The sequence below is a fragment of the Acinetobacter pittii genome (assembly GCF_022449185.1).
GTDB classification, from domain to species: domain Bacteria; phylum Pseudomonadota; class Gammaproteobacteria; order Pseudomonadales; family Moraxellaceae; genus Acinetobacter; species Acinetobacter pittii_I.
In genome coordinates, this window is sequence record NZ_JAKUKO010000005.1 from 50,984 (window position 1) to 65,564 (window position 14,581).

The window sequence follows — 14,581 nt, forward strand, 5'->3', positions numbered from 1 at the left end:
GGTTTATATGTCAAAAAAAATAATTTTAGATGTGGTTTTTAATAAATCTATCTGTAAAATTAATATTAATCCAGAAAAGTCAATTTTAATTAATTTGGAGTCTAATGGTTATAAAATAAAAAATTCATGTCGTAGAGGATTATGTGGCTCATGCCTAATAAGAATTATCGATCATACTACTGGAAACTTTTTACTAGCGAGAGCCTGCGTTACACATCAAATTAGTGATTCAATAGTTGAGATTATATTATGAATGAATTTGTTAGTAAAATTATGATGCGAAAATCAGAACCAATTTTAGAGAATGAAATTCCAAATGATATTTTGCAAAATGTTTTTAAGTGCGCGCTGACTGCACCTGTACATAAAAACTTGAGGAATTGGCATTTTTATTATTTTTCTGGAAAAAAAAAGGATGAATTAGGACAATTAATGTCACCAAAAAAAGAGTTTTATAGTGATAATTTACAATTTGAATCGGATTTAAAAAAATTTAATAGTAAATTTTATAATTCTCCAGCATATTTAATTTGTGTATTAAAAGTTGATAATGATCATGCGGTACCGGTTACAGAGCAATATGTAACGATTGGAGCTGTGATTCAGCAAATAATAATTTCTACTGAGTTGTTAGGTTATGCCTGTTACTGGAGGACTGGAAAATGGTGTACAAATAATGATTTAAGAGAATTTTTAAATCTTAGTCAGCCTGATTCAATCGTAGGATTCATAAGTTTGGGGTCTAAATTAATTAGAACTCCTCGAAAAACTGTAGTTGATCAAAAAGATTTTTTTTCAATTGTTTAAGTGTGATTAATTATGTTCATGTCAATGTTTCTTTTCTCATTTGCGATGTCGATTACACCAGGCCCTGTTAATACAGTAATATTATCCACTAGTATTAATTATGGTCTTAGAAAGACAATATCATATATTTCTGGAGCTACAATTGGCTTTGTCTTACTTTTAATTTTTATTGGTTTTGGTCTGCATAGTATTTTTGTTACATACCCCTATTTGTTGAAAATATTAGCTATTTTAGGTGCATTGTTCGTTTCATATATTGGTTATAAAATTATGTTTTCGGATTCTAAAGTATCCGTAGATGATAATGAGGAAATTTTTGTTCCGGGTTTTAGAGATGGCTTCTTACTTCAATGGTTAAATCCCAAAGCTTGGTTAGCTTGTATATCGGGGACTACAATGTTTTCCTCTTTAAATGGATATACTAGTTTAGTTACCTTTATTATTATATATTTTATAACTTGCTATGTTTGCTTGTTTTTTTGGGGAGTTTGTGGAGATCGGTTTGCCTTAATTTTAAATAAAGGTGATCGTATGAAATATTTTAATATGTTAATGGGTGGTTTGTTAATAATTTCCGCTATTTCAATAATTTTTGAATTTTTTTGATTTAATTTTTGGTATGTATTGATGCAAAATAAAACACTCGTTATTGTTGCTCATCCTAACATTGAGACTTCTAAAGTTAATAAGAGATGGATTGAAGAATTGAAGAAGTATCCAAATGAAATAGTTGTACATGAGCTTTATAGTAAATATTCAAATGGAAAGTTTGATGTAAAATATGAACAAATTATGTTAGAAAAATACGACACTATAATTTTTCAATTTCCAATTTATTGGTTTAACTGTCCACCATTGCTGAAGAAATGGTTTGATAATATTTTTACTTATGGTTGGGCATATGGATCATCAGGTAATATGCTTGCTAATAAAAAAATTGGTTTTGCTGTATCGGCAGGAAGTAAAGAAATAGACTTCTCAGAGAAAGGTAAGTACTCAGCTACTTTAGAAAATGTTCTTTTACCTTTTAAATTAACTACTTTATATGTTAAAGCTTCCTATTGTTCTTGTTTTTCATTTTATGGTGCTGAGGATGAAATTAATTTTAATCAGTTAGAAAGTAGTGCTATTGAATATATAAAATTTATTAAAAAACTTTAACTTTTATGGGGGATAGAGTTGTTAGTTTTAATAGTTATTGATGACCATAAAAAATCGTGATGAAAAATCAATAACTTTAACCCCTTTTTTAATCAAAGTCGTACACTTTAATAAATTTATTCATGTCAGATTGCAGCACTTGCATGTGCTCCATGACTTATGGGAGTGATGCCAATGTTATTTACTTTAAAGAAACGCTCACTTATTTCTGGTTTCTGTTTATTCACATTATCTAGCGTGAGCCATAGTGGAAGACCTATGGTTGTTGACGATGCTGCTCTGGTTTCTCCAAAAACCTGCAAGCTAGAAACATGGGCGCAGCATAACTCTGACAGCAAAGAATATTGGGCAACACCAGCCTGTAATTTTGGTGGTAATTTTGAATTTGCTGTAGGGATGGGGAGAGTAAATGATGATACTGAGCATGTCAGTTATGCAACTTTACAAGGTAAGACTTTATTAAAGTCTTTAGAAACGAATGATTGGGGAATCGGTTTTTCATTTGGTACTCAAATTAATACTAAAGATTCTTCAAAGAAAGATTGGACGGTTAATGTTCCCTTAAGTGTTTCTACATTAGATGATAAGTTTTTAATCCATGCCAATATGGGGTAGTTACGTGAAAATACCACACATAAAAATCAAACCACGTGGGGTATTGGAACCGAAACACAACTTGCTCATCCATTAACACTCACTGCTGAGATATATGGTAATGACCGAAATGATGCCTTTTACCAAACAGGTTTTCGATACATGGTCTATAAAGATTTTGTTCAATTAAACGCGAGTTATGACAACCAAATGTCTCATCACGATAATACTTTTTTCTCAGTCGGGTTTGTATTTTTGACAAAACCGTTTTTACCTTGATGGTTTAGGAATATCTTAATAAAGTACTTTCAAAAAAGTGCTCTTTTAAACATAAAAGAGCACAGTAAAAATAAGTATATATTTCATATAACGAAACTTTCTCTCTTCTTTTGATTTCATCTAAAACATAGAGTAAAGTTCGTTCACAAGATATTAAATAAAATGAATGGCTTGTTATGAATATTATAAAAGGTACTAATTTTTGGAGATTACTTTCTATTATATTAGGTTTTACTATTTTTCTAGGATTGTATTATTTTTTTATTGTATATCCTAAGGATACAGAGCAAGCCAGAATAAGATTTTCAGAAGAAGTCATGGCTTCTTTTTTTTGGATGGACTTATCTGATGAAGTGGAAATAAACAGTATTATTTTAAAAGAAGGGCTAGATTTAAACCCTATTAATGATGAGATATATATTAACGATTTGAATGGTTTAAGCTCATTTTATGTTTGGAATGGTGAATACAAAGAAATGAAAGATGTCTTAAATAAATATTCTGAGTATTCATATTTTGGTAATAAGGGCATTCGAGGATTATGCTTAAAGCTTATGTTTGTACAACAATATAATCAAAAAATTCAGCAGAAAAATTATTCTTCACCAAGGCTATTGGCATCAAAAAAAATTAATAAACGTAATCTGGAAACTATCTCTCCATGGTTAAATGATATGAAGGCTTTTGATGAGTTTTATAAAGCTAAACACATGATTCCAAATTGTAAAATATAGATATGGCTTCTAAAAATTTTCTTTCTACGCTTGCACGGAAAAGTAAAGAAAATAGAGGAAATATAGCCTTATGCTCTATTCTTTTTATTATTCCTTTATTTGTATTTCCTACTCATCCTAAAAACGAATGGCAGTACGAGCTATATCAATACATCACACAAACTATGCATGTGACTGTTGGTACGAAAGGCCCATTACCGTTTTTTACGATTCTTTATAGCCTTTACATAACTATAGTCATGTTCTTTGTTGGTTGTGTTATCTGCTATTTTTTTATTAAAAAATATGGGGTTAATAAAGCTTATCAAGAAGAAATTTATAAATTCTTTTTCAAAGCCGAATTTGAATCTTCAAAAAAATACCCTTGGCTAGAAAAGCCTCTAATTAAAAAGACTTTAGTCTCAAGTACATTTGCTGGGTGTTTTGTCATGGGAATTTTTCACTTTATTGAGGATGATATTACTCAGCAAAGGCCTAGACGTAGAGGTGGACTCATATCATTCTGTTATAACTATAGAGTCGGGGTTATGTTTTGGGAAATTATAAGTACTGCCTTTAGCATTTTTCCTATCTTTTATTCTTATACATCATTAATTATTTTTTTCGCGGGTTAGGTACAGGTAAGGTGGCTATTCCTTTAGAGGTATCAAGCAAAAAACGAAAGAGAACTAGGAAGGTCTGATATTTTTCTTTTGAATTGATAAAACACATTTCACTTAACCTATCAAAAAATGTGACAGAATCTAACTTTTTATAACCTATAAACGCGACTATCCTAATTGGGCTTGAACACAATCTTTTGAAGTGTTCCTTTTTAGTTTAGTTAGATTTTTTAGGTATTTAAAAAATGAATAAAATGCACGTAACTTTAGCGGTGATTATTGGCTTAATTATTGGTGGTGTAATCGGTGCTCTAGGTTACTCTAAAACTGCTGCGCGTTATGACGCGATGACCACAGCCTGTGTCATGGTAAATCAAGCAGTTGAACATGGCATCTTACAACCAGAACAAGTCAAAGAGCTTGGAGAGTTAACTGGCCAAACCCTTAAAAAAGATTACGAGTCAGTTGCCTCTAAATTTAAATTCTCTGAAAAGCAATTAGGTAATGCATCTGAAGGCTCTAATTGTAGTCAGTTTATTGTTGGGGTAAATGCCGCACAGTAACCATTAAGAAGCCCACAGTGAGTGGGTTTTTTTATAATGTTTAGTTAGGGCAGCTACAATATTAACTGAACATATCATGTATAGACTGCTATAATAATGATCAATTCAAAACCTGAAATATAAGCTTGCCTAAAGGCAGGCTTTTTGTATGTGTAAACAAGTCTGCTAGGAAATATGAAACGCTATTTAAAACAAACTGAATCGGCTACGACTAATTGGACAACAGAGCAAGACTGCTTCTTGATAGAAAATAATTCTCTCTCAATTTACGAGCTCATCGAACATTTACCTTTTTCTGAAGAAGAAATACGAGTGCGTCGAGCTGTTCTTGGTTTAGTTCGACGAGATAAGCAAATGAAAACATATTAATTTTACCAAATGGTAAAAATAATATGAAAGTAAATGTTTCCGATGAACTCTATTCAACCATGCTTTTTTGCGGATGAGTTATCAAAACCATAATTTTTTTAAGAGTTTTTATGGTGCACTTTACATAACGCACCTATTACTTACAAACCGCTCAAATAAGACTACTTTTACTTACACTTCTTTAAGCATAATCAGAGTCATAAATTATTCATAGATCAGCACTTTATAACAATAGTACGGAGAGAGGTTAATGCCAAAGTATCTAGCTGTAGCCGAAAAGGTTTATAAAAATATTAAAAAAGATAGCTTATTCACTGATGACATTACTCAGAACCTTAACTGTTTAATTAGTCAGATCCGAAAAGCTATCAAAGGAACGGAGTTTAAGCTCAGATTCAACTATATCGACTTTGAAGAAAACTTAACCAAGCCGTTAAGCGAATGCAAAGTTAAAATTGATCTGAGTGTTATGCCGAAGTTCGTAAATGAAGGTGAATATCTTCTATGGTTGGCAGGTTTTATCGAGCGAATCACAGAAGGTGGAAAGCCTAAACTACCGCCAATTTCGCACTTTTTACCACCCGGTTTTAAGATGTCGAAAGATGCGTTTCCCATGACTGTTGCTCCTCCAAAAGAAGAGCATGCAGACATGATTATCAATTATTTTAAATCTGAGGATTTTATTAAAACTAATAAAACTCCTTCATAAAAGAATATAGAAGTAAACGTCCACCTTACTTCTATATACCTGCTGGTTTTAACTCAGCGACCGCCTTCTGGGGCGGTTTTTTTTTGTTTAAAAATTACTCATAACTTGGTTTTATTCTGTCGGAATTACAATTTAAAAGAATATTAAAGTGTGTGTAAATGTGCTAATAATTTTATATTTTTTATAAATAACAACATTTTAATTGTATTATGTGGTAAGGGAAAATATACATTTTTGACATAAGTAATGTGTCTAGTAACGCAATTAAACATTTAGCTATACATAATCTTTAAAAAAAAGAGAGTGTAAATAAGATGAATGAAAATGCAGAGCTTATAAAATATATAGACGTTGCTGAAAACGTCTATGAACGTGTCTATGAGAACAATCAAGTTTCAAATAATTTGATTGTTAACCTTAACCGCATCATGGCGGAAATCAAAAAACAAGCCGAAGAAAAAAATCTAAAGTTAAAATACAAGTCGATTGACTTTGAATATTGCTTGAGTTTGCCTTTGGCAGATAGAGATATAAAAATCGACCTTAGTTTGATGCCTCACTTTGAACACCGTGATGAATGCATTTTATGGCTAACCAACTTTATTGGAAAAATTAGTGTGCCTAAAAAGATGACGAGACAAAAACTAAGTTTTCATTAAATTTTTTAGATTTAAAGCGATATAAGTCATTACTAAAAACTAACCGCATCTATGCTTAAACAGTTATGCTTTATTCCAGATCGACATTTCATAATTAGAAAATGATAGAGCGCTTTAAAATGAAAAAATTTGCAATAACCTTTGCTGTTTTAGCTTCGCTATCTACCTATGGTCTAGCCAACGACTCTACGGGTTATGTAGGTACAGGTGGGATTCAATATCTCAAAAACTCAGAGATTGCCATGCAAAGCGAAGATCTATTTATTAGTAAAAAGATTATTAAGGTCGACTACCTCTATAAAAATTTAAGTAATAAAGACGTAACGGAAACGATTTTATTTCCGTTACCACGCATTGATAATTTTTTTGAATCTGATTTTGCTCACACCGAACAGCTTTTAAAAAGTTTTAAAATTGTGGTAGATGGAAAAAATATAAAACCCGAGATACATGTCAGAACGTTTATTCAAAAAGATGAAAAATCGCCACTGATTGATGCAACGGATGAGTTTAAGCAATGCGGTTTTAGTGAAAAAGAGATGCTAAACCCATGGACTCGTACTAACTATGATTATGAATATTATGTAGACAAGCTAAAACAATGTAATAAGCCGCAAATACAGAAAATTTTAGCTAATTTTAAAAAAGATGATGTTATTCCATGGTCATCTCAAGTGATCTATAGTTGGAAGCAAACTTTTAAGGCCAATAGTTTGACTAGAATTCACCATGAATATAAACCTTTGGTCGGTGGCTCTGTAGCTCTCTATCCAGACGAATATAACCAGCAATTTTGTATGGATAAACAATTTAAGCAGGGCTTAAAAAAAGCCAGTGCAGAAAATTCTCCGTTTAGTGCTTTGGGCTATATTTTGACGACGGGCGCAAATTGGGCAAAACCAATTGAAAACTTTAAGCTCACCATTGAGCGCGATAAAGACGAACTGGTTTCATTTTGTTGGGATGGGCAAGTTAAAAAGATTAGTCCAACTCAATTTCAAATGGCCAAGACTAAGTTTGTTCCCAAAAAAGACCTAGATATTATTTTTGTTAGAGTTCGATAATTTGATACCAGCTTCTGGTTTGACCAAATTGCCTCAATATTGATTGTGTGTCATGAACCAGACATGGCACACATTAGGAAAAAGATGTTCTATATGGCTGTCAGTAGGATTGTTGGCGTAATGAGTAATTAGAGCAGCTTCTTTTGAATCCAATAATCTAAACTGAAATAACGGCCGCCTCCAAGAACAAGCAGTGCGAGTAGCATGACTAAATACGTAGCGGCAAACTCAATTCCATTATTTAAAACTACAAACGAACCACTAGACGTGAGCCAGTCATAATTGCCGTAGGTTTGTAATATTTCACGAGCTTTCTCTAACTTTTCAGCCGAGGCCAAGACCTGCATGTTTGCAAAGGGTGCATTTGGATCAGCAATCGCTTGCCATCCGTTCGGTAGATGGACCGTAAATATAGCAACCGACATGGTAATCATGAGTGGAATACTAATTAAGCGAGTAAAAAGGCCAAATGTTAATAGTATTGCCCCCGCGAGTTCAGTTGTTGTTGCAAGCAGGGCCATTAAATACGGAAAGGGAAGTCCTAAACCTCCATCTGAGTTGCCAAACCATTCTACAATATCATTAAAGTGCATTAATTTATTTGTGCCTGCCATCCAAAATATAGGAACTAAATATAATCGAAGAGCCAGAGCTGCGATGCCGTCCGCATGTTGTAGAGTTTTACCCAGTTTTTGATAATATTGAGATAAGCCATAAATAAAATTCTTCATGATAATTTCACATCCGATGCGATTGAATATTAATTAGTCGGATAAAAACTGTATTTCTTACATAAAAAAATTTTTTATTTACGGTGTAATAAAAAAGGATTTGGTCCGTCTAACTATACGTACAAATGTACAAATCGAGAATTTATCTTTAAAGGAATACTAAAATGAACAAACTCAACTCAATGACTTCAGTGGCGGCATTATTAGCACTTTCAGTTGCTGGCGCTACACAAGTGGCAGTGGCAGCACCCCATACAACAACCGAAGCACATGCAACCAAAGCAGCAGATGGAAAATGCGGTGAAGCAAAATGCGGTGCTAGCAAAATGAAAAACCACGAAAAGTCTGCCGAAGCAAAATGTGGTGCAGATAAAAAAGCAGCTGATGGTAAATGTGGAGCAACTAAAAAAGCAGCGGACGGCAAGTGCGGTGCAGATAAAAAAGTCGCTGACGGTAAGTGCGGCGCTAAGTAAACAATCTGATCATGGATGATGTCGACCTTCTGGTAAGTGTCGGCATCGTTTCTAAAAGGAGAAATCACCATGATGGATTTGTCAGGCGTAGGGCTGGGTTTAAGGCGTGATTTTATAGATTCGTTTTTAGATGCAAAAACATGTCCCGATTTTATCGAAGTTGCTCCTGAAAACTGGCTAGGTTTTGGTGGACGACACGCGAAATTACTCGCACAGTGTGTTGAAAAAGCTCCATTAATTTGTCACGGCTTGTCATTGTCTATTGGCGGTCCTCATCCACTCAATCTTGAATTTATCGGAAAAATAAAAAGCTTTTTAGAACAATATGATGTCTCTATTTATTCTGAACATTTAAGTTATACAAATGATGGGGGCTATCTATATGATTTGTTGCCAATCCCCATGACCGAAGCGGCTGTTAAATATGTCGCTGAACGTATTTTATGTGTTCAAGATATTTTAGGAAGACGATTAGTCATAGAGAATGTTTCTACTTATTTAATGCCTAATGCTGAAATGAGTGAAGCGGAATTTATACGTGAAGTCCTTCAATATGCAGACTGTGATTTGCTTCTGGATGTAAATAATGTCTATGTCAACAGTATTAATCATGGCAGTGATGCATTTGCATTTATTCGGGACATGCCAAAAGAAAGAATCCGTTATTTACATATTGCTGGACATGAACAAGTTCAGAAAAATTTATTAATTGATACGCATGGCGCAGAAGTTTGTGATCGCGTATGGGAACTATTGAGATATACCTATCAAGTGTGTGGTGTGAAAGCAACTTTACTTGAACGCGACTTTAATATTCCCTCATGGCGAGAGCTAGAAGAGGAGCTAGCCAAAATTAAAATAATTCAACAACAGGAGAGTGGCTATGAAGGAAAATCAAATATCCTTCCAAACCATGCAACAACAGTTTTGTGACTGGATTCGTGATCCTGATTTGGAATTACCTCAAGCTCTTCCTGCCGAACGAATGCATATTTATCGAGACTTACTTTTTAATAATGTCTGTTCATTTATTGATTTAGTTTATCCCGTGGCTCGTGCGATGTTGCCAGAGTTAAAATGGCAACAATTACTCACGGAATTCTTTCAAAAAGCCCAGTGCCGCTCACCTTTGTATAATGATATTTCTCTTGAGTTTAGAGAATATTTGAAAGATCAGCAGCACCCGATATTGCAAGAATACCCTTGGTTGGCTGAGTTGTTGCAGTTTGAATGGCTTGAGTTGTATTTAGATACTGTTGAAATTGAACAAGTAGTCTTACAGGAAAACTGTGATTGGCAGTTAACCACGAAAGTATGGGTATTGGTTTATCAATATCCCGTTTATAGGTGGACAACTTTAATGACTCCAGAACAGGCCGAGCCTATGCCTGGAGCAATTATGGTCTGGCGAGATGAACAAGACAAAGTATGTATTGAACAGCTTTCGCCTTTGTTTGCTATGGTGATTGAACAGTTGACTCAAAATGTAAAGTTAACTGACCAAGATATTCATACACTGATTCAATCTGTACTCACTGATTTGTCTGAACATGATATTTATCTGCAGATTCAAGAACTAAAAGCACTGTTAACTCGAATGCGATTAATTCAAGTTCCCCATGATTTTAAAGAGGTATAAGGATGACTTCAGCCGTGGCATCAGATCATGAAGAAATAGAAGATCAGCTGCATAATCCAGCCTTTTTACAAGACTTAAGGCAGCAAATGATAAAATTTGCTTTTTTACAGCTTTCTTCTCTTCCTCAAGCTGAAGATGTGGTGCAAGAAGCATTAACGAGTGCTTTCCAGCATTTAGATTCATTTAAAGGGCGGGCTGCATTCAAAACGTGGGTATTCGCGATTTTAAAAAATAAAATTATTGATGTGATTCGGCAAAAATCGCGTTTGGTCGCAATGACAGAATTATTTAAAGATGAGGAAAGTGAACTGAGTATTGATGCATTGTTTGATGCTTCCGGACATTGGCATAAATATGAAGCGCCTCAAGCATGGCAAAGCCCTGAAGAAATGATGGAACAGGCAGATTTCTGGATAATTTTTGAAGCTTGTTTAAATCATTTACCTGCCAAATATGCTCAAGTTTTTATGATGAGAGAGGTGATAGAGCTGAGCTCCAACGAAATCTGTAGCAAGTTGGAATTGTCTATCTCAAACTTTAATGTGTTGATGTATCGGAGTCGTACCCGACTACGTGAATGTTTAGAAAATAAATGGTTATTGAAGGAGGATTGTTCATGCTGACATGTCGACAAGCCACTCAACTGTTGTCTGAAAAGCAAGATAGACCATTGTTATTACGTGAGCAAAGTGGTTTACAACTGCATTTATTGGCTTGCCGCTCATGCCGCCGTTATTCAAAACAGATCAAAACAATTAGTCAGCTTTCTAAAGCATTTAAAAATTTAGATAGCTAATTTTATTTAAAAATTTATTTATTGCTAGCCTAATTACGCTAACAACTCCCATACTATAAAAGTAAAGGAGTTTTTTTAAGACAGGATGAAACGTGAATTTAAAGAATCTTGAAGCATTTTATTGGGTTGTGACTTTAAAGAGCTTCAATAAGGCCGCGACTAAATTACAAACCACCCAGCCTGCGGTCTCTCAAAAAATCACATCTCTTGAAAATGAATTAGGCTTTAAAGTTTTAGATCGAAGTTATCGGCAGCTTAAACCGACTCATAAAGGCTTAACTTTATTTAAATACGCCGAAAAATTTATGCGACTAGAGACCGATCTGGTTGCAGAGCTGACTGAAAATCAACACCTGACTGGCACCATTCGTTTAGGCGTTTCCGAAACTATTGTTTATACGTGGCTCGTTGAATATATCGAAAAGGTTCAGCAAGAGTTCCCAAAAATTTCAGTAGAAATTGTGGTAGACCTTACGCCTAACTTACAAGAGGGCGTTCGGACAGGTGACTTAGACATGGCTTTTTTACTCGGGCCAACTTTAGCTTTTGAGTGTATTGAACAAGCCTTGTGTGACTTTGAACTAAGTTTCTTGGCTTCACCGTCGTTTAAAGGTGGAGTTGCTCAAATGTCTTTTAAAACTTTAATGTCACATACCATTTTAACTTATCCAAAAATTACCTATCCCTATAAAGAATTGAAAGCACGAATGAAAGAGCAAGGGATTGATGAACCACTTTCAATTACCAGTTATTCATTGGCAACGCTGTTGCGTTTAGCCGAGCAGGGCTTAGGTATTGCTGTGGTGCCGACCTTAACGGCGTTAAAAGAAATTACTGATGGACGACTAGAAATATTAAATACGCCTATTCAGTTAAAGACGTTTCATTTCACCTCGATCTACATTCAAGGAAACGATGTTGCCTTAAAAGAGAAATTAACCGAAGTTGCGGTTAAGGTCTCTGAATGCGCTATGAAAAGACTCAATGAGCAAATTAAAAAATAAGCTGTTTTTGTGTGTCTTTTATCCCGATTTTTTCTTATTTAAAAAAGCTGTTTTGTATGTAAAACCATAAAAGCAGCTTATTAACTTCAATAAGTAAAGCTTATCCTGATTTTTTAATAACTAATAAATCATTAAAAATCAAATATTTGAATTTTTAATTTTATGTAAAAAGTCTTATTGTCCGTAGGGATTAGCTATGTTTTTATTTTAGACACAAGATTTGATCACCGATTGTGTTAATTGGGGAACAGGGAATCTTTGTCATTTTAAAGGATTAAAGAATATCGTTTGGGACGAAAAATGGTGTTCTTGGTTCAACTTGAAAATAGCGTTGTTAAGCTCAAATGGATGAGGAACGCATTAATATGTCTTTACTGAAATCTTCTTTTTTATCAGATCGCCAATGGGCCATTGTGGCCTCGATCTTTATGATGGCGACCTCTGCAATGGGGCCCGGATTTTTAACCCAAACTGCTGTATTTACAGTCAAGTTAGGCGCGGCATTTGGCTTTGCCATTTTAGTTTCCATTCTGATTGATTATGTGGTTCAACAAAACATTTGGCGTGTGGTGACACTTACTCAAATGCGTGCATCTGATATTGCCAATAAAGCATTGCCGGGTAGTGGTTATTTACTGGCGTTTTTGGTGATTTTGGGCGGGTTTTTCTTTAGTGTCGGTAACATTGCCGGTGCAGCTTTAGGTTTAAATGCGCTTTTTGGCCTCGACACAAAGTGGGGTGGTATTTTAAGTGGTGCATTAGCCATTTTGATTTTTGCCTCTAGAAAAGCAACGCTTGCAATGGATAAAAGCATGATCGTATTGGGATTACTTAAAATCCTCCTGATTATTATCGTTGCTGTCATTGTGATGCCTCCAGTTGGGCAAGCTGTACATCAAACCTTTGCTCCAGATCAGATCGACTTTGCCATTATTACCACCATTGTTGGCGGTACGGTTGGTGGCTATATCTGTTATGCGGGTGCACACCGTTTACTCGATAAAGGCGCTGTTGGCCCTGAAAATATTGATGAAGTTGCTAAAGCTGCGACCAAGGGCATTGTTGTGGTCGGCATCATGCGCTATGTGTTGTTCTTGGCTTTTTTAGGTGTGGTGGTGAGCGGTGCAACCATTGATTTAGCCAGCCATGACGCCAATCCGGCAGCTCAAGCATTCCAATATGCAGCGGGTACATTTGGTTTTAAATTATTTGGTTTAATTTTCTGGGCAGCAGGGATTAGTAGCACCATTGGCGCAGCATATACTTCAGTGTCATTCTTTACTGCGTTTAAAAAGAACTTAACACCAAAACAAACCAACTATACGACCATTACCTTTATCGCATTGGCTTTATTGCTTTATGTGTTATTGGGTGCAACTCCGGCAGGCCTACTCATTTTCGTAGGTGGTTTTAACGGATTGGTGTTGCCAATTGGCCTTACAATTTTTGTGTATGTTGCCGCGTGCCGTAAAGATTTGATGGGTAATTATAACTATCCAAAATGGTTGCTTATTTTGGGTGGATTAACATGTCTGTTAACGTGGTGGATGGGCTACATGTCATTTACGACTGTATTTAACTATTTGACCAAGCTTTAAGCCAGACTGCGTGAAGTGATAAAGGAATAATGCCATGTTTGTAGATTTAAATAGTGATTTGGGTGAGAGCTTTGGCTCATGGAAAATGGGTAATGATGACCAGATTTTACCTGTCGTGACCAGTGCCAATATTGCTTGTGGCTTTCATGCTGGCGACCCACTCGGCATTTTAAAAACGGTTCGTAAAGCCGTTGAGCTTGGTGTGACTATTGGGGCCCATGTGTCTTATCCAGACCTTGTGGGCTTTGGCCGGCGTAATATGGATTTGTCACGTGACGAATTGATTGCCGATGTGCTTTACCAAATTTCTGCACTCGATGGTTTGGCTAAAGTGGCAGGCTCAAAAGTGCAATACGTTAAACCACATGGCGCGCTCTACAACACCATTGCCCATGACCAATCTCAAGCAGCAGCCGTGATTGATGCCATTAAAATGTATAACCCTGAACTGGTTTTAGTGGCTTTGGCTGGGTCGAACTTAGTCGAGCAAGCACGTGCGGCTGGTTTAAAAGTTGTATCAGAAGCATTTGCAGACCGTGCGTATAACAGTGATGGCTCATTAGTGTCCCGCCGTCTAGAAGGTGCGGTTTTACATGACTCGGCATTTGTTGCGAGCCGTGTGGTGTCTATGCTTAAAAATGGTGGAGTTGAGTCAATTGACGGCGTATTTACCCCAATTCAAGCCGACACCATTTGCTTACATGGTGATACCGATGGTGCGCTAGAGATGTCGGCAGCCATTAAAGCCGAGCTTGTAAAAAATAATATTGAAATCCGCCCATTTGTAAACAAAGCATAA

Annotated in this window: 19 protein-coding genes and 2 pseudogenes; 20 read left to right on the plus strand and 1 reads right to left on the minus strand. The window is 35.4% G+C overall.

The window, feature by feature from the left end; genetic code table 11:
• The first annotated feature begins 7 nt into the window (after positions 1-7).
• The 12 genes and pseudogenes from MKX14_RS18325 (at position 8) to MKX14_RS12310 (ending at position 7,541) form a co-directional block, all read left to right on the plus strand.
• On the plus strand, positions 8-253 hold the full coding sequence (locus tag MKX14_RS18325) for a 2Fe-2S iron-sulfur cluster-binding protein (protein WP_430622880.1): 246 nt from the start codon (positions 8-10) through the stop codon (positions 251-253).
• Complete coding sequence (locus tag MKX14_RS12260; RefSeq protein ID WP_240282556.1) at positions 250-807, plus strand: nitroreductase family protein; 558 nt, start codon at positions 250-252, stop codon at positions 805-807. Before MKX14_RS18325 ends, MKX14_RS12260 begins: the two co-directional genes overlap by 4 nt.
• 12 nt (positions 808-819) lie before the next feature.
• Positions 820-1,413, plus strand: coding sequence for a LysE family translocator (locus MKX14_RS12265; RefSeq protein WP_240282557.1), 594 nt, complete (start codon positions 820-822; stop codon positions 1,411-1,413).
• Between the two features lie 21 nt (positions 1,414-1,434).
• Positions 1,435-1,968: an NAD(P)H-dependent oxidoreductase gene (locus MKX14_RS12270; RefSeq protein ID WP_240282558.1), complete on the plus strand. Its 534-nt coding sequence runs from the start codon at positions 1,435-1,437 to the stop codon at positions 1,966-1,968.
• Positions 1,969-2,136: 168 nt separating this feature from the next.
• Positions 2,137-2,841, plus strand: a pseudogene (locus tag MKX14_RS12275) (hypothetical protein).
• 176 nt (positions 2,842-3,017) lie between these two features.
• On the plus strand, positions 3,018-3,575 hold the full coding sequence (locus MKX14_RS12280; RefSeq protein WP_046813486.1) for a hypothetical protein: 558 nt from the start codon (positions 3,018-3,020) through the stop codon (positions 3,573-3,575).
• Between the two features lie 2 nt (positions 3,576-3,577).
• A pseudogene (locus MKX14_RS12285) lies at positions 3,578-4,257 on the plus strand (hypothetical protein).
• Between the two features lie 165 nt (positions 4,258-4,422).
• Positions 4,423-4,740, plus strand: coding sequence for a hypothetical protein (locus MKX14_RS12290; protein WP_005802557.1), 318 nt, complete (start codon positions 4,423-4,425; stop codon positions 4,738-4,740).
• 174 nt (positions 4,741-4,914) lie between these two features.
• Positions 4,915-5,109 (plus strand): hypothetical protein, encoded by a 195-nt coding sequence (locus tag MKX14_RS12295; RefSeq protein ID WP_032003275.1) that lies wholly within the window; start codon positions 4,915-4,917, stop codon positions 5,107-5,109.
• 250 nt (positions 5,110-5,359) lie between these two features.
• Positions 5,360-5,818 (plus strand): hypothetical protein, encoded by a 459-nt coding sequence (locus MKX14_RS12300; RefSeq protein WP_240282559.1) that lies wholly within the window; start codon positions 5,360-5,362, stop codon positions 5,816-5,818.
• Between the two features lie 314 nt (positions 5,819-6,132).
• The gene (locus tag MKX14_RS12305; RefSeq protein ID WP_240282560.1) at positions 6,133-6,477 is read left to right on the plus strand and encodes a hypothetical protein; all 345 of its coding nucleotides are present in this window, start codon (positions 6,133-6,135) and stop codon (positions 6,475-6,477) included.
• A gap of 119 nt (positions 6,478-6,596) precedes the next feature.
• The gene (locus tag MKX14_RS12310; protein ID WP_240282561.1) at positions 6,597-7,541 is read left to right on the plus strand and encodes a DUF4424 family protein; all 945 of its coding nucleotides are present in this window, start codon (positions 6,597-6,599) and stop codon (positions 7,539-7,541) included.
• Between the two features lie 128 nt (positions 7,542-7,669).
• Here MKX14_RS12310 and MKX14_RS12315 read toward each other — a convergent pair whose 3' ends face one another.
• Entirely contained in the window at positions 7,670-8,272 is a 603-nt protein-coding gene (locus MKX14_RS12315) for an HvfX family Cu-binding RiPP maturation protein (RefSeq protein ID WP_240282562.1), read from the minus strand.
• A 164-nt stretch (positions 8,273-8,436) separates the two neighbouring features.
• Between MKX14_RS12315 and MKX14_RS12320 the strand changes: the two genes are divergently transcribed.
• From MKX14_RS12320 to MKX14_RS12355, 8 genes are all read left to right on the plus strand, one after another.
• On the plus strand, positions 8,437-8,745 hold the full coding sequence (locus tag MKX14_RS12320) for an HvfA family oxazolone/thioamide-modified RiPP metallophore (protein ID WP_108008342.1): 309 nt from the start codon (positions 8,437-8,439) through the stop codon (positions 8,743-8,745).
• A gap of 69 nt (positions 8,746-8,814) precedes the next feature.
• Positions 8,815-9,678, plus strand: a complete 864-nt coding sequence (locus tag MKX14_RS12325) for an HvfB family MNIO-type RiPP peptide maturase (protein WP_240282563.1) — start codon at positions 8,815-8,817, stop codon at positions 9,676-9,678.
• Positions 9,629-10,384 (plus strand): HvfC family RiPP maturation protein, encoded by a 756-nt coding sequence (locus tag MKX14_RS12330; RefSeq protein WP_240282564.1) that lies wholly within the window; start codon positions 9,629-9,631, stop codon positions 10,382-10,384. Before MKX14_RS12325 ends, MKX14_RS12330 begins: the two co-directional genes overlap by 50 nt.
• A gap of 2 nt (positions 10,385-10,386) precedes the next feature.
• Positions 10,387-11,007, plus strand: coding sequence for an RNA polymerase factor sigma-70 (locus MKX14_RS12335; protein WP_005070082.1), 621 nt, complete (start codon positions 10,387-10,389; stop codon positions 11,005-11,007).
• Positions 11,001-11,180: a zf-HC2 domain-containing protein gene (locus MKX14_RS12340; RefSeq protein ID WP_017403061.1), complete on the plus strand. Its 180-nt coding sequence runs from the start codon at positions 11,001-11,003 to the stop codon at positions 11,178-11,180. The genes MKX14_RS12335 and MKX14_RS12340 overlap by 7 nt, the downstream gene beginning before the upstream one ends.
• A gap of 92 nt (positions 11,181-11,272) precedes the next feature.
• Positions 11,273-12,184: a LysR family transcriptional regulator MumR gene (mumR, locus tag MKX14_RS12345; RefSeq protein ID WP_014206319.1), complete on the plus strand. Its 912-nt coding sequence runs from the start codon at positions 11,273-11,275 to the stop codon at positions 12,182-12,184.
• A 344-nt stretch (positions 12,185-12,528) separates the two neighbouring features.
• Positions 12,529-13,782 (plus strand): NRAMP family divalent metal transporter, encoded by a 1,254-nt coding sequence (gene ycsG, locus MKX14_RS12350; RefSeq protein ID WP_014206320.1) that lies wholly within the window; start codon positions 12,529-12,531, stop codon positions 13,780-13,782.
• Positions 13,783-13,816: 34 nt separating this feature from the next.
• The gene (locus tag MKX14_RS12355; protein ID WP_068528112.1) at positions 13,817-14,581 is read left to right on the plus strand and encodes a LamB/YcsF family protein; all 765 of its coding nucleotides are present in this window, start codon (positions 13,817-13,819) and stop codon (positions 14,579-14,581) included.

Bases quoted from the DNA above. Each gene is read 5' to 3' on its own strand.
- MKX14_RS18325 (WP_430622880.1), top strand. From the start codon at position 8: ATGTCAAAAAAAATAATTTTAGATGTGGTTTTTAATAAATCTATCTGT.
- MKX14_RS12260 (WP_240282556.1), top strand. From the start codon at position 250: ATGAATGAATTTGTTAGTAAAATTATGATGCGAAAATCAGAACCAATT.
- MKX14_RS12265 (WP_240282557.1), top strand. From the start codon at position 820: ATGTTCATGTCAATGTTTCTTTTCTCATTTGCGATGTCGATTACACCA.
- MKX14_RS12270 (WP_240282558.1), top strand. From the start codon at position 1,435: ATGCAAAATAAAACACTCGTTATTGTTGCTCATCCTAACATTGAGACT.
- MKX14_RS12280 (WP_046813486.1), top strand. From the start codon at position 3,018: ATGAATATTATAAAAGGTACTAATTTTTGGAGATTACTTTCTATTATA.
- MKX14_RS12290 (WP_005802557.1), top strand. From the start codon at position 4,423: ATGAATAAAATGCACGTAACTTTAGCGGTGATTATTGGCTTAATTATT.
- MKX14_RS12295 (WP_032003275.1), top strand. From the start codon at position 4,915: ATGAAACGCTATTTAAAACAAACTGAATCGGCTACGACTAATTGGACA.
- MKX14_RS12300 (WP_240282559.1), top strand. From the start codon at position 5,360: ATGCCAAAGTATCTAGCTGTAGCCGAAAAGGTTTATAAAAATATTAAA.
- MKX14_RS12305 (WP_240282560.1), top strand. From the start codon at position 6,133: ATGAATGAAAATGCAGAGCTTATAAAATATATAGACGTTGCTGAAAAC.
- MKX14_RS12310 (WP_240282561.1), top strand. From the start codon at position 6,597: ATGAAAAAATTTGCAATAACCTTTGCTGTTTTAGCTTCGCTATCTACC.
- MKX14_RS12315 (WP_240282562.1), bottom strand. From the start codon at position 8,272: ATGAAGAATTTTATTTATGGCTTATCTCAATATTATCAAAAACTGGGT.
- MKX14_RS12320 (WP_108008342.1), top strand. From the start codon at position 8,437: ATGAACAAACTCAACTCAATGACTTCAGTGGCGGCATTATTAGCACTT.
- MKX14_RS12325 (WP_240282563.1), top strand. From the start codon at position 8,815: ATGATGGATTTGTCAGGCGTAGGGCTGGGTTTAAGGCGTGATTTTATA.
- MKX14_RS12330 (WP_240282564.1), top strand. From the start codon at position 9,629: ATGAAGGAAAATCAAATATCCTTCCAAACCATGCAACAACAGTTTTGT.
- MKX14_RS12335 (WP_005070082.1), top strand. From the start codon at position 10,387: ATGACTTCAGCCGTGGCATCAGATCATGAAGAAATAGAAGATCAGCTG.
- MKX14_RS12340 (WP_017403061.1), top strand. From the start codon at position 11,001: ATGCTGACATGTCGACAAGCCACTCAACTGTTGTCTGAAAAGCAAGAT.
- ycsG (WP_014206320.1), top strand. From the start codon at position 12,529: ATGGATGAGGAACGCATTAATATGTCTTTACTGAAATCTTCTTTTTTA.
- MKX14_RS12355 (WP_068528112.1), top strand. From the start codon at position 13,817: ATGTTTGTAGATTTAAATAGTGATTTGGGTGAGAGCTTTGGCTCATGG.